The sequence below is a fragment of the Rhodococcus sp. 14-2496-1d genome, from assembly GCF_002259365.1.
GTDB lineage: Bacteria > Actinomycetota > Actinomycetes > Mycobacteriales > Mycobacteriaceae > Rhodococcoides.
This window is the reverse complement of record NZ_NPFV01000005.1, coordinates 37,871-51,569: the sequence shown is the minus strand read 5'-3', so window position 1 is coordinate 51,569 and position 13,699 is coordinate 37,871. Positions and strand designations below refer to the sequence as shown.

Here is a 13,699-nt window from a genome sequence, read left to right as displayed (position 1 = left end):
TGCCAGCACATCGCGTGCGTGCAACGGCGGGCTAGTTCTGCCCTGTCCTGCGGTGATCAGACCAGGGTCGAGGTATCGATGACGAAGCGGTAGCGAACGTCGGAGGCGAGCACCCGCTCCCACGCGTCGTTGATTTTGTCGGCAGAGATCACTTCGATTTCGGCACCGAGATGATGCTCGGCGCAGAAGTCGAGCATTTCCTGAGTTTCGGCGATCGAACCGATGGCCGAGCCGGCAAAAGTCCTGCGGTGGGGGATGAGCGAGAAGATCTGCACCGGAAGCGGTTCCGCAGGAGCACCGACGTTGACCATTGCGCCGTCGACGGCGAGCAAAGACAAGTGGGCGTTCAGGTCGATCGAAGCGCTGACGGTGTTGATGATCAGATCGAATGTGGACGCGAGTTTCTCGAACGTATCGGGGTCGCTGGTTGCGTAATAGTGGTCCGCTCCCAGTCGGAGTCCGTCCTCTTGCTTCTTCAGCGACTGCGACAGCACGGTCACCTCGGCTCCCATGGCGTGGGCGATCTTGACGGCCATGTGGCCCAGTCCGCCCATGCCGACGATAGCGACCTTCTTGCCGGGTCCGGCTCCCCAGTGGCGGAGGGGTGAATAGGTGGTGATGCCGGCGCACAGCAGGGGTGCGGCGGCGTCGAGCGCGATGCCGTCGGGGATCTTGACGACGAAGTGTTCGGTGACGACGACCTGCTGGGAGTAGCCGCCCTGGGTGGTCGTGCCGTCGCGGTCGGTGCCGCCGTAGGTCTGGATGTTGCCGACGAGGCAGTACTGTTCGAGTCCCTTGACGCACTGGGCGCATTCGCCACACGAGTTGACCATGCAGCCGACTCCTACTCGATCGCCGACGGCGTGCTTGGTGACGGCGGATCCGACCTCGGCCACTGTTCCTGCGATTTCGTGGCCGACGACCAGCGGGTATGGCACCGGGCCCCACTCGCCTCGTGCGGTGTGTATGTCGGAGTGACAGATTCCCGCGAACTCGATGTCGATCCGGACGTCGTGCGGTCCGACATCGCGGCGCTCGATGGTGGAAGGAGACAGGGGCTGATCAGCTGCGGTTGCGGCGTATGCCTTTACAGAAGTTGTCATGACTCGATCCAACATGGGCAGACCGGGCCGAAACAGTCTCTGGTGAGAGGTGTACCGAAAAGGCACCCCTCGTCAGACCTCGTCGTCGAACGTCAGAATACGCGCCCGCCCTCGTGCTACCGGCGGGGTCCGATCGTATCGTCGAACCCGAGACGCGATTCGACGGCGGAGGGAGACTACGAATTCGACCGCCTGCCAGTACAGAATCCCGACGACGATCGACAGGGCGAATGCCAGCCAGGGATGGTCGTCGCGCAGCGGCAGATAGACCTGGAAATGGGTGAGGTAGATGAAGAGGGAGGCGCTCGCCAGAACTCCTGCCACCCGGCCCAGCAACGCGGGGAACGGAACCGACGACAGCCATACCACCATGCACAGGCCGATGGTGACGATGATTTCTCGTTGCGTGTCTCCGAAGAAGAACCCGGGAACCGTGGCCGCGATGACTACCGTCACCCACAGTCGTTGCCGAATCGTATTTGCCTGCGCCGCAGCCCAACCCAACGCGAACAACCAGAAGACCACCGACGCGGTCAGGATGCGGTTGGGGCTGTCGTCGATGTCGACCAGCCCGTACCGGGTGAGGAGTCCGAGGCCTACGAGGCCCATCGGGAACCAGAACGCATGACGACGTTCGAGCCGATCGAGCCACGGAACGGACAGTGTCGCGGCAGCGGCGAGCACGATGTACACGATCGCCTCGACGAACCAGTACCGCCATTCCGCGGACCACCCGTCCGGGCCCAGGATCCCGTTGAGCAGAAATGCACTGGTGATTCGATAGTCCCCGGTGAGGGCAATGACGAGTCCGATCCACACCATGCTGGGAATCGCTATCCGGGCGACGCTTCGGAGCACACGTCGTGTTCGTTCGGTGCGATCTGCAGCCCCGAGGTGAAAGCGGGCGAAGTTGTAGCCAGCTATGCCGAGAAGCACGTGAGCCCCGCCGAGTACCGCGAACAGGTGAATGTGCGAGCCGACGATCAGCAGGATCGCGAGGGCGCGCAGCAGAACGTTCGTCTCCACTCGGCGCCAGCCGCGGCGTGAGCGCGGACCTCGATCGAAGTCTCGAACCGGTGTGGTGTGCCAGTTCTCGGGCAGATGGCCGAGCATGGCCTCCAGCCGCAGGGACATTCGGACGTACGACAGCGAGTCACCGCCCAAACTCACGAACGTACTGTCGTCCTCCACCTGTGAGCAGTGCAGGATCTCGGCGAACAGAGCCTTCACATCGGCGGTAGGTGGGACGGTGTCCGATGTGACGAGATCCTGCCGGGCAGCGATGTCCGCCACCGCTCGCAGATCGGGTTTGCCGGTGGGCGTTCGCGGCACTCGGTCGACGAGACACACCCGAACCGCTGCAGCGGGAAGACCACTGGTTTGCGCGGCTGTGCGGCGGACGGCGTCGATGTCTCCGCCCTCCAGGACGACGACCAGCTCGTCGACACCACCGGCGCAGCATGCCGTGAACCCACGTTGCGCGAGCGCTGACTCGACGCGCTGCAGGTCGATACGCAGGCCGAAGACCTTCGCGAATCGACTGCGGCGGCCCACCACCTCGTAGAATCCGTCGTCCGTGAGTCGCGCGAGATCGCCGGTGTGCAGTTCGCCGGCGAGGGTGTCACCGAGGCGAAGGTCGTCGGGACTCTCGGCGTAGCCGAGCATGACGTTCGGCCCCGAGTAGACGAGTTCGCCTGTCCCACTGGGGCAGTCGTCGACCGTCTCCAGTCGGAAGGCTCCCCCGGGAATCGGACGGCCGATGGTGTGCGGGTGAGTGACGGCCAGATCGGATGGCAGATAGGCCATTCGGGCCGTTGCCTCGGTCTGCCCGTACATGACGAAGAGGTCCCATCCCCGACGTCGACCAAGCTCTGCGTACTTCCGGACGCGGTCCGGCGGCATCTTGCCACCGGCCTGCGTGATGTAGCGCAGATCGGGCAGATCCAGCTCCTCGAACCCCATCCGGTCGAGCAGATCGAAGGTGTACGGCACACCCGCGAACGTCGTTCCGCGCTGAGTCCGCACGAGGGTCCAGAAGTCGGGATCGGTGACGGACGAATCGGTCAGAATCAACGCGGCACCGCGTAGGAGGTGGCTGTGCACGACCGACAATCCGTAGCAGTAGTGCATGGGCAGGGTCGTCACTGCTCGGTCGGTGCCGCGGATGCCGAGATATTCGGCGATCGACTCGGCGTTGGACTGCACGTTTCGGTGTGAGAGTCGGACGAGTTTGGGTGAACCGGTGGAGCCGGACGTGCTCAGAAGCAACGCGAGGTCGGGGTGCAGGTGGCGCGCGGGCCGTCGGTCGTCCTTGTCGACGACGCTGCGGCCGTCGAGGGTGCGCACCACCACATCGGGCCGGTAGGCGTCGATCAGGCCGTCGAAGTGGGCGGGATTCTCGCCTGGAGCCATCAGCACCGGATGCCCGGCCCGCAGCGCCGCCAGATACGTGACGAGAACGTCGACGTCGTTGGAACCGGCGATCACCACGAGACGACGCGTCGTTCCGAGTTCCGATGCCCGATGCTCGACGCGTTCGTCGAGGTCACGGTAGGTGAGCGTCTCGTCGGTCGTGATCAGAGCGGGGGCGTCACCGAAGCGGCCGAGGTCGCGCGCGAAGCGCACGCCGGGGCGGCCGAGGTAGGTCATCTCGCTGAGCACCGACGGAGTCTATATAAGGAATGCCGAACCTAACTAGACGGCAGTGCGCAGCATGCTTCAGGCGTAGGTCGCCGGCTCCAATGCGTCGGCGAGCATGTGCATTGCCTCGGTGGTGGACAGTGCACGCACACTTGCCCGGTCGCCGGGGAGATGAAGGGTGCGGGTGACAGTCGGTTGGCCGGTGGATGCGATGGCAAAACAGACGGTGCCGACCGGCTTCGCCTCGGTGCCCCCACCCGGGCCCGCGACGCCGCTGGTCGATACCGCGATGTCGACGTTCAGTCGGTTCAACGCGCCTTCGGCCATCAGCGCGGCCACCGGCTCGCTCACGGCTCCGTGTTGCTCGATGACCTCGGCGGGGACGTCGAGCAGGCCGGTCTTGGCCTCGTTGGCGTAGGACACCACCGCGCCGATGACGTACGCCGACGATCCTGCGCGATCGGTGAGACGTGCGGCGATCATCCCTCCGGTGCACGATTCCGCCGTGGCGATGCGATGCCCGGACAGACGGTGTGCCACGATGTCGTCGATCGTGGAACCGTCGGTCGAAAAGACCTGTGTGCCATGGATTTTTTCGATGAGACGTTCGAGATCGGCGTAGGCAGTTCTCGCCGACTCGGTATAGCGGGTCACCATTTCGAGCTCGCCGAGGCTCAGACAGGTGGTGATTTCGAGATCGCCGAATCCCGTGATCTCGCTTTCGGCTGTCCGCAGCGTTGCGGCAAGGTCGGCCTCGGACAGTCGATAGCCGCGAATGGTGTCCTGACGCATGTGCGTGCGGCGGGCGAGAACCTCGGCGACGGGTGCGCTGTCGAGGGCCTCCGGCCACATCGCCTGCAATTCGCGAGGTGGGCCGGGCAGGATGAGGACGGCGGGTAGCGACCTGGAGTCGTCGGCGGGTATCGCTACCCCGGGTGCGGTTCCGGTCGGTGAAATCGACTGCGCGCCTCGAGGAACCATCGCCTGCTTTCGGATACCGGCGCGCAGCGTCTCGGAGTCGGCTGCAGAACTCATTCGGCTTCGCCACCGCTGCACGATCGCGTGGATGCGATCTTCGAGCTCGGTGTCCAGTGTCAATTCGCGACCGTACAGCGCGGCGACGGTCGGGACGGTGAGGTCATCGGCAGTCGGACCCAAACCGCCGGTGGTGACGATCAAGTCGACGCGTTGATCGGCCAGGAACCGAACCTGGGCCGTCAGATCGTCCGGCCGATCACCGCAGACGGTGATGTGGGCGACGTCGACCCCCATCTCCAGAAGACGCTGAGCCACCCACGGGCCGTTCCGGTCTGTGACGCGACCGGCCAGAACCTCGGTTCCCGTGACCACCACACCTGCTCGCACAGTCATCCCTCGACCTTACTGATCGGGGCGCGGGCGGTGACTTTTGCGGTTGGCCCGGGTCCAACACGTGACATCTACCGCTACCGAGGAGACAGCCATGACCACCACCCACACCACAACGCCGGGCAAGATCGCCCCGCGGATCGGCCTCGTTCTACAGACCCTCGTGATCGTCTTTCTTCTGTTCGACGCGATCAGCCATATTCTGAATCTCCAGGTGGTGAAGGACGCGTCGGTCGACCTCGGTCTGCGCGACGAGATGGCGCCGATCACCGGAATCGTCATGCTCGTCATCTTGGTTCTCTACGCAGTTCCCGTGACGTCGATCCTGGGTGCCATCGTGCTCACCGGCTATCTCGGCGGTGCGGTGCTGACCAATTGGCGCGTCGAGAAGCCGCTGCTGAGCACAGTGTTCTTCGCGATCTACGTGGGCATCGCAGCGTGGGGAGCGCTGTGGCTGCGGGACGAGCGGGTTCGCAGCATCATTCCGTTGCGCCGAACCTAGAGCTCTCCGCAAACGCGCGCGCGTTCGCTCGGGTGGCCGAGCTTCTCCCTGTCCGCCGCAAACGCGTGCGCGTTCGCCGAATGCTCGCGGAATCGTCGATGAACCTGCGCGCGCCTGGCGAATGCGCGCGCGTTTGCCGCGACTTCGTTGTCCACGAGTCGAACTCGGGCAAGCCGGCCGTGCAATTCGAGCTCGAATCCGGCCACCGGTCAGGTTGTTTCTCCCGCGCGGCCGCCGCCCGTGAACAGATGGTCGTCCATCCGAGCGTCGACGGCGATGATCGTCAGGTCGAGGTCCGGTGCTGTGGTCGATTCGTCGCCAAGAGCGCCGACGTAGGCGCAGATGCCGGTTTGGACGTCCAGTCGCACGGTTTCCGGTGGTCCCGGGACCCAGTGGTCCGCCTCGAAGTCGTAGTGCCCGCTCAGCAGAGCACAGCACTCGCATCGGGCGTCGTATCGGTTCGTCGTGACTACAGTCGCCTGCCAGGCCGGTCGGCCGTGATGCTCGACGGCCCTCACCTCGGACAGTTCCGTGACCGTCTCGGTGGACGAATGATCGTGAGCAGAGCGGGTGAGTTCGATCGGGTTGAGCATGGCGATCCACTGGTAGTTCTCGTAGAACGGATCGTCGTAATCCACGAGCCATGAATCGGTGATGGACGGTAGAGCAGACACGAGGCCGTCGGAGTCGAACATCGGTGAAGTGTCCGACGGCCAACGCCCCTCCGCCGGACTGAATGCGCCGTTCGAGTACTGCACGAGCGTGTCGGCGAACGGCACACCAGCGCACACTCTTTCGACAACCTTGCCCTTGGCGTCCTCCACGCGCATATTTCCAGGACGACGAATCCATGCGTGCACCGGCAGTGCGTGGCGAGAAGGTAGGAGCTCGAACTCGACGGTCTTCCACCGCCACGGTGACGACTGCGCCAACCTGCGAAACTGTTCGATGGACGGGTTCGTGATCACGTACCGATCATGCCGTCGACTCGCGGTTCAGTTCTGCACGTTGCCGTTCTCGGGAGGGTGTGGCACGTTCTCGTCGTCCACGTGTGCGCCCTCGACCGCGTCCGTTTCGGCGGTGTGCTCGCGTGGGCCGTCGTTGCTGCCTTCGGACGGAACTGCATCGCTTGCGTCGGTCGGCATTGTCATGAAGTCTCCACAGGGTCGGGGCGAGGAGTCGCCATAGGTTGGACAACGTGGGTGTGCCCCAGTGAGCACAGAATTACACCCGCGACACGCATCGTTCCGAAAACGACAAGGACCGTATGACATCGACAGGCGCACGGGGCTCGGTATGGTCGACGGTTGCAGTGATCGTCGGGATTGTTGCTGTCGGCACGGTTGTTGCCGGACTGCTGCACGAACCGCAGCCCGACCCGATCACGATTCCAGGTTGCGCGGAGGTCGTTCAGCCCGAGGACTCGGTGCGAGTGAACTACGCATTCGCCATCGAGGGCGACGCCGACAACTCCGAAGTGCCGTGGAGATTCGACTCCAAAGCACAGTCGATGACCGATGCCCTGATCGCGGCACTTCCCACCGGAGCGACCGTCGAACCCGAACCGTTCGCACCGACCTTCGGCTTCGACGCGGGCTCAGTACGGCAGTCGCTCGACGGCGAGGCCGACGCGCTCGGAACCGTCACCGTCGGCAACCGGACCGGCACGCTGACAGTCACCGTCGGGTTGTCCGATCAGCCCGCTGGTCCGTGCCTCGCGGGCTTCGTCGACCAGCGGTCGACGCAATCAGACGGAACTGTGCTCGACATCCAGGACAGCACGCACACGACTCGCGTCGTCGCGAGCGCGATCGACGGCACCCGAATCGATGTGAACGCCAAGGGTGTACTGACGCTCGAGCAAGTCATCGATATCGCTCTGGCACCCGGCCTTCGCGCAAGCACACCTGCCTGACGAACTGGGTGCTCCTACGGGCCGCAGCTGTGCGTTCACTACCGTCACTCACCGGCGGCATCCCGCGGATGACACCCGATGGTGAACAGTCACGTCCGCGCGCGTCCAGTGGCCTATCTTGAGTTCGATGCGAATAGCTGTGGTGGAGGACGACGACGGACTCGGTGATGCGTTGGTGGACGCGTTGACCGAGGTGGGGCACACGGCTGTCCGCATGCGCCGCGGTGCCGACGCCCTGCTCGGCTATCGCGAGATGGACATCGTGCTGCTGGATCTCGGACTGCCCGACATGGATGGCCTCGACGTTCTTCGAAAGCTCAGGACGCTGAGTTCGGTTCCGGTGGTGGTGCTGACGGCGCGAGACGACGAGCGCTCGGTGGTGCGGGCCCTGCGCGGCGGTGCCGACGACTACGTCGTCAAGCCGGCTCGATTGGGTGAATTGCACGCGAGACTCGAGGTGGCCGCGCATCGTCGAAGCGCGGCCACCGAACCCACGGCCGACAGGCTGACGCTCGGTGACATCGTCGTCGATCTCTCCGGCCGTGCCGTCGAAGTCGGCGGACGCGCTGTTGCGCTGACCACCAAGGAGTTCGACCTGTTGGCTCATCTCGTGACGCGACGCGGTGAAGCAGTGAGCCGGGAACAGTTGATGGACGCCATCTGGGGTGACGCCTACGTCGCGATCTCACGAACGCTCGACGTACACATGACGGCGTTGCGTTCCAAGCTTGCTCGCCCGGGTGCCATCGTCACGATCCGCGGCTTCGGCTACCGCTGGGATACCTGACGTGCGGCGGCGTGTCCTTTTGGTGTTGATGATCTACTCCACCGTGGTCGTGCTTGCTCTGTCGGTTCCCCTCGCGCTGTTGGTCGGTCGCGAACGAGCCCAACGATTCGGCGAGAATCGGGCCGCCGCAGCATCGTTCTTTGCGGAACTCAGCTCGCGAGAAGACGAATCCGGCGTAGCCCGTATCCGAGAATCGTTGCAGCGCTACAACAGTCTGTACGACGAGGGAGTTGCCGTCGTCGATCGCACCGGAGGGGTGCGGGCGGAATCAGGTCTGGACGTGCAGCGTGTCGACGTCCAGCAGTCGGTGGCAGGAGCGCTGCGCAATCAGCGCGGAGACCTACCGTCGAGTCTGACGCCGTGGTCGGATTCCTCGGTGTTGATTGCCGCCCCGGTCGGTGGGGGAACGCAAGTGGACGGCGCAGTGGTGCTAGAGGCGTCCACCGATTCTGCGCGCAGGGACGTCGCGATTGCCTGGGTGGTCATCGCTGTCGGTGCCATGCTGATCCTCGCGACGGTCGCGGTGATCGCTGTTGCGTTGTCGCGCTGGGTCGTTCGTCCGCTGAGCGCATTGTCCTCACGAGTCCATTCGTTCGGCGACAAGTTCCACGATCAGGTGTCGGTCGAGGGGTCGCACCGACTCGAGCCGGTGCCCTACGTCGGGCCACCGGAGGTGCGTGAGCTGTCCAGTGCCTTCGAGGCCATGGCCGACGACGTCGAGGCCGCCACCGCTGCGCAACGTCGATTGGTGGCCGACACCGCCCACGCTCTCCGGAACCCGCTGGCAGCATTGCGAATTCGGATGGACGTGCTGGGAATGCGGGTGCCGGATTCGGCGACCGATGCGCACCGGCGGACCACACTCGAGGTGGATCGTTTGAGCTCCGTGGTGGAAGGTCTGCTCGTTCTCGCAGCTGCCGAAACCCCGGCGAGCACCCGGTCTCCCGGCTGCGATCTCGGTGCGGTTGTCGCAGATCGAGTCGAATTCTGGTCCAGCACGATAGTCGTGGCGGGAATGACCGTTCACGTCTCGGAGCCGGATGCCGATGCGGATTGTCGCGTTGCGATGTCCGAGGACGACCTGACTCGAATTCTCGACGCTCTGCTGAGCAATGCAACCAAGTACGCCGGCTCCGGCTCCGGCATCGAGATCGACTATCGAAGCAGTGATGCGGACGTCACGATGTGGTTGTCCGACAACGGACCGGGCGTGCCCACTGACGAACTCGGCAAGGTCGTCGATCGGTTCTATCGAGCGTCCGGTTCGCACGGCGACGGTACCGGTCTGGGTCTGTCGATCGTCCACGCCCTGACCGAGCGAGCCGGCGGATCCCTTCGGGTCATGGAGCGTCGGCCAGTGGGACTGCGGATCGAACTGCGCCTTCCGAAAGTCGTTTCCTAAGGGAGTGTTAGGAAATCCGAAACGGCTTGGTTCCGGGCTGTGCTTGCCGTCACAGTAGGGAGGCTTCGGTTGCCGATCGTTGACCGGCAGCCCAATTGTCCGCTGAATGTGGAAGGACCAAACCATGGCCAACGAGGCCACCTCGATCACCGGTTCGACGCTCCCGAGTCCACCCGTTTCCTCTCGCGCTGCCACCCGCCGTGCCGTCTTCAACACGCTGCGGGGGTCGTCCGGAAATCTGGTCGAGTGGTACGACGTGTACGTCTACACCGTCTTCGCGACGTATTTCGAGAATCAGTTCTTCGACTCCGCCGACAAGAACTCCACCATCTACGTGTACGGGATCTTTGCGGTCACGTTCTTGATGCGACCGGTCGGGTCGTGGTTCTTCGGCCGCTACGCCGACCGCAACGGGCGCAGGGCTGCACTGACGTTCAGCGTCTCGATGATGGCGGCGTGCTCGCTGGTCATCGCGCTCACTCCCGGACGGGAGAGCATCGGCGTATGGGCCGCCGTGATCCTGATCCTGTGCCGGCTGGTTCAGGGCTTCGCCACCGGTGGTGAGTACGGTGCGTCGGCGACGTACATGTCCGAGGCCGCCACGCGCGAGCGTCGGGGATTCTTCTCGTCGTTCCAATACGTCACCCTCGTCGGTGGGCATGTGCTCGCACAGGTGACTCTGCTGCTGATGCAGGTGTTCCTCGAGCGCGAACAGATCGAGGACTTCGGTTGGCGCATAGCCTTCTTCATCGGCGGAGTCGCGGCAGTGGTGGTCTTCTGGCTGCGCCGCAGCATGGACGAATCCTTGACCGAGGATCGACTCGACGCCGTTCGCAGCGGTGCGGACAAAGCCTCCGGTTCCTTGAAGGAGTTGGTCGCCAACCACTGGCGGGCGTTGCTGATCTGCTTCATGGTGACGGCCGGTGGCACCATTGCGTTCTACACCTACAGCGTCAACGCACCCTCGATGGTCAAGACCGCGTACGAGGACCGGGGAATGACCGGTACCTGGATCAACCTCGCCGGCCTGGTCTTCCTCATGCTGCTGCAGCCCATCGGCGGAATGATCAGCGACAAGGTGGGCCGCAAGCCGCTGCTCGTCTTCTTCGGTATCGGAGGCGTGCTGTACACCTACGTACTCATCACGTACCTGCCGACGGCGACGTCGGTGGTGCAGTCGCTCGCACTGGTGTGCGTCGGCTACGTCATCCTCACCGGCTACACCTCGATCAATGCGATCGTCAAAGCAGAGCTGTTCCCCTCGCACGTCCGCGCACTCGGCGTCGGCTTGGGATACGCGCTCGCCAACTCGGCCTTCGGCGGCACAGCACCACTGATCTACCAAGCCGCGAAGAACGGCGGGCACGTGGGTTGGTTCATCCTCTACGTGACGGTCGTGATCGCTATCTCGCTGCTTGTGTACATCTTCGTACTGCGCAACAAGTCCGAGACCGTACTCGACCGAGAGCAGGGTCGAGCGTTCCAGTGACCTGTGACGCCCTACAGTGACTGACATGGCCGAGCATGCAGCGTCGCTCTCGCGTAGAACGGCGCTGCAGGCCGGTCTGTTGGCACTGAGCGCTGCTTTCGCGGGTGCCTGCGCCTCGGATCCGCCGATGCAGCTGCGCCTCGCTGCAGGCGAGGTCGGTGGCTTCTTCTGGGAGTTCGCCGGACTGCTTTCCGACGCTGCCGCGAAAACCGCTGTAACGCAGATCGTTCCGCTCACCTCGGCCGGCTCCGTCGACAACCTCGAGGCATTGGGTTCTCGGCAGGCCGAGCTGGCACTGACGCTCATGGACGCTGCTTACAGTCATCCCAGCGGAGAGCTGGCGGCAGTCGGGTGCGTCTACGAGAACTACTTTCAAGTGGCCGTGCGAGCAGACTCGACCATCGAGTCCGTGGACGATCTGAGAGGACGAAACGTGAGCATCGGTGCCCCGGGATCCGGTGCCACCGAAGTATCTCAGCGAGTCCTCCGCGCAGCGGGTGTTTCGGAAGACGGTGCTGTCGAACAGGTTCAGCTCTCGATGAGCTCAGCGGCAGATGCCCTGACGGCCAACGAAGTCGACGCCGTGATGTGGGCGGGCGGGTTGCCGACACCGGCATTTGCCCAGCCTCGAGCCGCGATTCGTCTACTCGATCTGGGTACCGTCGTCGCTGATCTCAGACGCGAATTCGGTACCGCGTACGAGGCTGTGCTGGTACCGGCAAACGTGTACGGCGAACATCCGGAGGTGACCTCCGTGGGCATTCCGAATCTTCTCCTGGCACATCCGGACGTGCCGGACCGCGTTGTCGCTGCACTGGTGGGTGTGCTTCTCGATCAGTCGTCCGGGCTGGTTCCCAGCCAGGCGATCGGCAGCCAATTTCTCGATGCGCGGTCGCTGGTCATGACCGGCAGCATCCCCCTCCACCCCGGAGCCGAACAGGAATATCGCAGACGACATGGATGATCGCCGACCTCACAACCTCGCTGCGAGTCGGTGATACGCCGCGTTCCATCGCAGTGTCTGTTGGAATCCACGCGTGGTGGTGCCCGCATCGATGGTGAGCAGTTCGACGCCGATCATGTCCGAGAATGCCTCCAGCACAGGCAGACCGATGGCGGTGCTCAGAACCGTGTGGTGGGGCGCACCGGCCGTCAGCCAGGATTCCGCCGACACCGCGAGTGAGGGCTGCGGTTCCCACACAGCGCACGCCACGGGTAGTTTCGGCAGCGCCTCGTCGGGCTCGACGACGTCGATCACGTTGGCTGTCAATCTGAATCGTTCACCGACATCCGAGAGTCCGACGACTACGCCGGGTCCTGGATCGGCGGTGAATCGCAGTCGCACCGGGTCTTCGCGGCCACCGATGGACAGTGGATGGATCTCCAGGGTGGGCCGCGAGGCGGTGATCGACGGGCACACCTCGAGCATGTGTGCGCCGAGGATCTTCTCCGCACCGGGAACGAGGTTGTAGGTGTAGTCCTCCATGAACGACGTTCCACCGTCGAGTCCCTCGGCCATCACCTTCATGCCGCGCAACAACATCGAGGTCTTCCAGTCACCCTCGCCGCCGAAGCCGTATCCGTCGGCCATGAGGCGCTGCACTGCGAGCCCGGGCAACTGACGAAGTCCGCCGAGATCCTCGAAGTTGGTGGTGAAGGCCTTGAATCCGCCGTCGGTCAGGAACTGCCGCAGCCCGGCTTCGACACGAGCACCGTAGCGGAGGGATTCGTGGCGGTCACCGCCCTTGTCGAGGCTCGGTGCGATGTCGTAGGACGAGCGGTATTCGTCGATCAGGTCCGAGATCGCCGAGTCGCTCACTCCGTCCACCACCTCGACCAGATCGTTGACGCCGTAGGTGTTGACGGAGACTCCGAATCGCAACTGCGCTTCGACCTTGTCGCCTTCCGTCACTGCGACGTCGCGCATGTTGTCGCCGAAACGTGCCAGGCGCAGTGACCTCAGCTCCGCTCGGCCGAGGGCCGCTCGCACCCACTGCTCCGCACGCTCCACAACCGCGGGGTTGTCGACGTGGCCCGCCACGATCGTGCGCAGAACCCCCACCCGGGACTCGACGTGCCCGAACTCGCGATCACCGTGGGCGGCCTGATTGAGGTTCATGAACTCCATGTCGATCGTGGACCAGGGCAACGACATTCCCGCCTGCGTATGCAGGTGCAGCAGCGGAACGTCCAACGCATCGAGGCCGGCGATCCACATCTTGGCGGGGGAGAAGGTGTGCATCCACGTCACCACGCCAACGCATTCTTCGGCGGCATTGGCCTCGCGCATGGTGCCGAGGATGGACGACGCGTCGAGCAGAACCGGCTTCCAGACCACCGAGACAGGAAGTGCCGCATCGAGTTTGTCCGCGATCTCGCGAGACTGGACTGCTACTTGTTCGAGGGTCTCGGGCCCGTAGAGGCTTTGACTACCGGTGAGAAACCATACTTCGGACATAGGAGTACCTCCGTGGAGAGAAGATTCGGCGCGCC

The 13,699-nt window shown here is 64.1% G+C and carries 12 protein-coding genes; 6 read left to right on the top strand and 6 right to left on the bottom strand.

Annotation, left to right across the window (positions count from 1 at the left end; translation table 11 throughout):
- Nucleotides 1-56: 56 nt before the first annotated feature.
- From CH296_RS02390 to CH296_RS02380, 3 genes are all read right to left on the bottom strand, one after another.
- The gene (locus CH296_RS02390; RefSeq protein WP_094683942.1) at nt 57-1,103 is read right to left on the bottom strand and encodes an NAD(P)-dependent alcohol dehydrogenase; all 1,047 of its coding nucleotides are present in this window, start codon (nt 1,101-1,103) and stop codon (nt 57-59) included.
- Between the two features lie 72 nt (nt 1,104-1,175).
- The gene (locus CH296_RS02385) at nt 1,176-3,752 is read right to left on the bottom strand and encodes an AMP-binding protein (protein WP_094684075.1); all 2,577 of its coding nucleotides are present in this window, start codon (nt 3,750-3,752) and stop codon (nt 1,176-1,178) included.
- 69 nt (nt 3,753-3,821) lie between these two features.
- Nucleotides 3,822-5,114: a competence/damage-inducible protein A gene (locus tag CH296_RS02380; RefSeq protein ID WP_094683941.1), complete on the bottom strand. Its 1,293-nt coding sequence runs from the start codon at nt 5,112-5,114 to the stop codon at nt 3,822-3,824.
- A 91-nt stretch (nt 5,115-5,205) separates the two neighbouring features.
- Between CH296_RS02380 and CH296_RS02375 the strand changes: the two genes are divergently transcribed.
- Nucleotides 5,206-5,613, top strand: a complete 408-nt coding sequence (locus CH296_RS02375; RefSeq protein ID WP_094683940.1) for a DoxX family protein — start codon at nt 5,206-5,208, stop codon at nt 5,611-5,613.
- 209 nt (nt 5,614-5,822) lie between these two features.
- Here CH296_RS02375 and CH296_RS02365 read toward each other — a convergent pair whose 3' ends face one another.
- Together CH296_RS02365 and CH296_RS28760 are read right to left on the bottom strand one after the other, a co-directional pair.
- Complete coding sequence (locus tag CH296_RS02365) at nt 5,823-6,581, bottom strand: hypothetical protein (protein WP_094683938.1); 759 nt, start codon at nt 6,579-6,581, stop codon at nt 5,823-5,825.
- Nucleotides 6,582-6,608: 27 nt separating this feature from the next.
- On the bottom strand, nt 6,609-6,764 hold the full coding sequence (locus tag CH296_RS28760; protein WP_176459362.1) for a hypothetical protein: 156 nt from the start codon (nt 6,762-6,764) through the stop codon (nt 6,609-6,611).
- 116 nt (nt 6,765-6,880) lie between these two features.
- Here CH296_RS28760 and CH296_RS02360 point away from each other — a divergent pair, with 116 nt between their 5' ends.
- The 5 genes from CH296_RS02360 to CH296_RS02340 all read left to right on the top strand — a co-directional run bounded on the left by CH296_RS02360 (nt 6,881) and on the right by CH296_RS02340 (nt 12,170).
- A complete protein-coding gene (locus tag CH296_RS02360) occupies nt 6,881-7,528 on the top strand; it encodes a hypothetical protein (protein WP_143546308.1) in 648 nt (215 codons plus the stop codon).
- Between the two features lie 127 nt (nt 7,529-7,655).
- Nucleotides 7,656-8,315 (top strand): response regulator transcription factor, encoded by a 660-nt coding sequence (locus CH296_RS02355; RefSeq protein WP_094683936.1) that lies wholly within the window; start codon nt 7,656-7,658, stop codon nt 8,313-8,315.
- Between the two features lies 1 nt (nt 8,316).
- Complete coding sequence (locus CH296_RS02350) at nt 8,317-9,717, top strand: HAMP domain-containing sensor histidine kinase (RefSeq protein ID WP_256980308.1); 1,401 nt, start codon at nt 8,317-8,319, stop codon at nt 9,715-9,717.
- A gap of 124 nt (nt 9,718-9,841) precedes the next feature.
- Nucleotides 9,842-11,206 (top strand): MFS transporter, encoded by a 1,365-nt coding sequence (locus CH296_RS02345; protein ID WP_094683348.1) that lies wholly within the window; start codon nt 9,842-9,844, stop codon nt 11,204-11,206.
- 25 nt (nt 11,207-11,231) lie between these two features.
- Nucleotides 11,232-12,170: a TAXI family TRAP transporter solute-binding subunit gene (locus CH296_RS02340; RefSeq protein ID WP_094684074.1), complete on the top strand. Its 939-nt coding sequence runs from the start codon at nt 11,232-11,234 to the stop codon at nt 12,168-12,170.
- A gap of 9 nt (nt 12,171-12,179) precedes the next feature.
- On the opposite strand, the gene araA is transcribed toward CH296_RS02340, so the two are convergent.
- Nucleotides 12,180-13,664: an L-arabinose isomerase gene (gene araA / locus CH296_RS02335; RefSeq protein ID WP_094683935.1), complete on the bottom strand. Its 1,485-nt coding sequence runs from the start codon at nt 13,662-13,664 to the stop codon at nt 12,180-12,182.
- Between the last annotated feature and the right edge of the window lie 35 nt (nt 13,665-13,699).

Excerpts from the sequence above, each read along its gene's own strand:
- CH296_RS02380 (WP_094683941.1), bottom strand. The coding sequence starts at position 5,114 with ATGACTGTGCGAGCAGGTGTGGTGGTCACGGGAACCGAGGTTCTGGCC.
- CH296_RS02355 (WP_094683936.1), top strand. The coding sequence starts at position 7,656 with ATGCGAATAGCTGTGGTGGAGGACGACGACGGACTCGGTGATGCGTTG.
- CH296_RS28760 (WP_176459362.1), bottom strand. The coding sequence starts at position 6,764 with ATGACAATGCCGACCGACGCAAGCGATGCAGTTCCGTCCGAAGGCAGC.
- CH296_RS02340 (WP_094684074.1), top strand. The coding sequence starts at position 11,232 with ATGGCCGAGCATGCAGCGTCGCTCTCGCGTAGAACGGCGCTGCAGGCC.
- CH296_RS02375 (WP_094683940.1), top strand. The coding sequence starts at position 5,206 with ATGACCACCACCCACACCACAACGCCGGGCAAGATCGCCCCGCGGATC.
- CH296_RS02345 (WP_094683348.1), top strand. The coding sequence starts at position 9,842 with ATGGCCAACGAGGCCACCTCGATCACCGGTTCGACGCTCCCGAGTCCA.
- CH296_RS02385 (WP_094684075.1), bottom strand. The coding sequence starts at position 3,752 with ATGACCTACCTCGGCCGCCCCGGCGTGCGCTTCGCGCGCGACCTCGGC.
- CH296_RS02360 (WP_143546308.1), top strand. The coding sequence starts at position 6,881 with ATGACATCGACAGGCGCACGGGGCTCGGTATGGTCGACGGTTGCAGTG.
- araA (WP_094683935.1), bottom strand. The coding sequence starts at position 13,664 with ATGTCCGAAGTATGGTTTCTCACCGGTAGTCAAAGCCTCTACGGGCCC.
- CH296_RS02390 (WP_094683942.1), bottom strand. The coding sequence starts at position 1,103 with ATGACAACTTCTGTAAAGGCATACGCCGCAACCGCAGCTGATCAGCCC.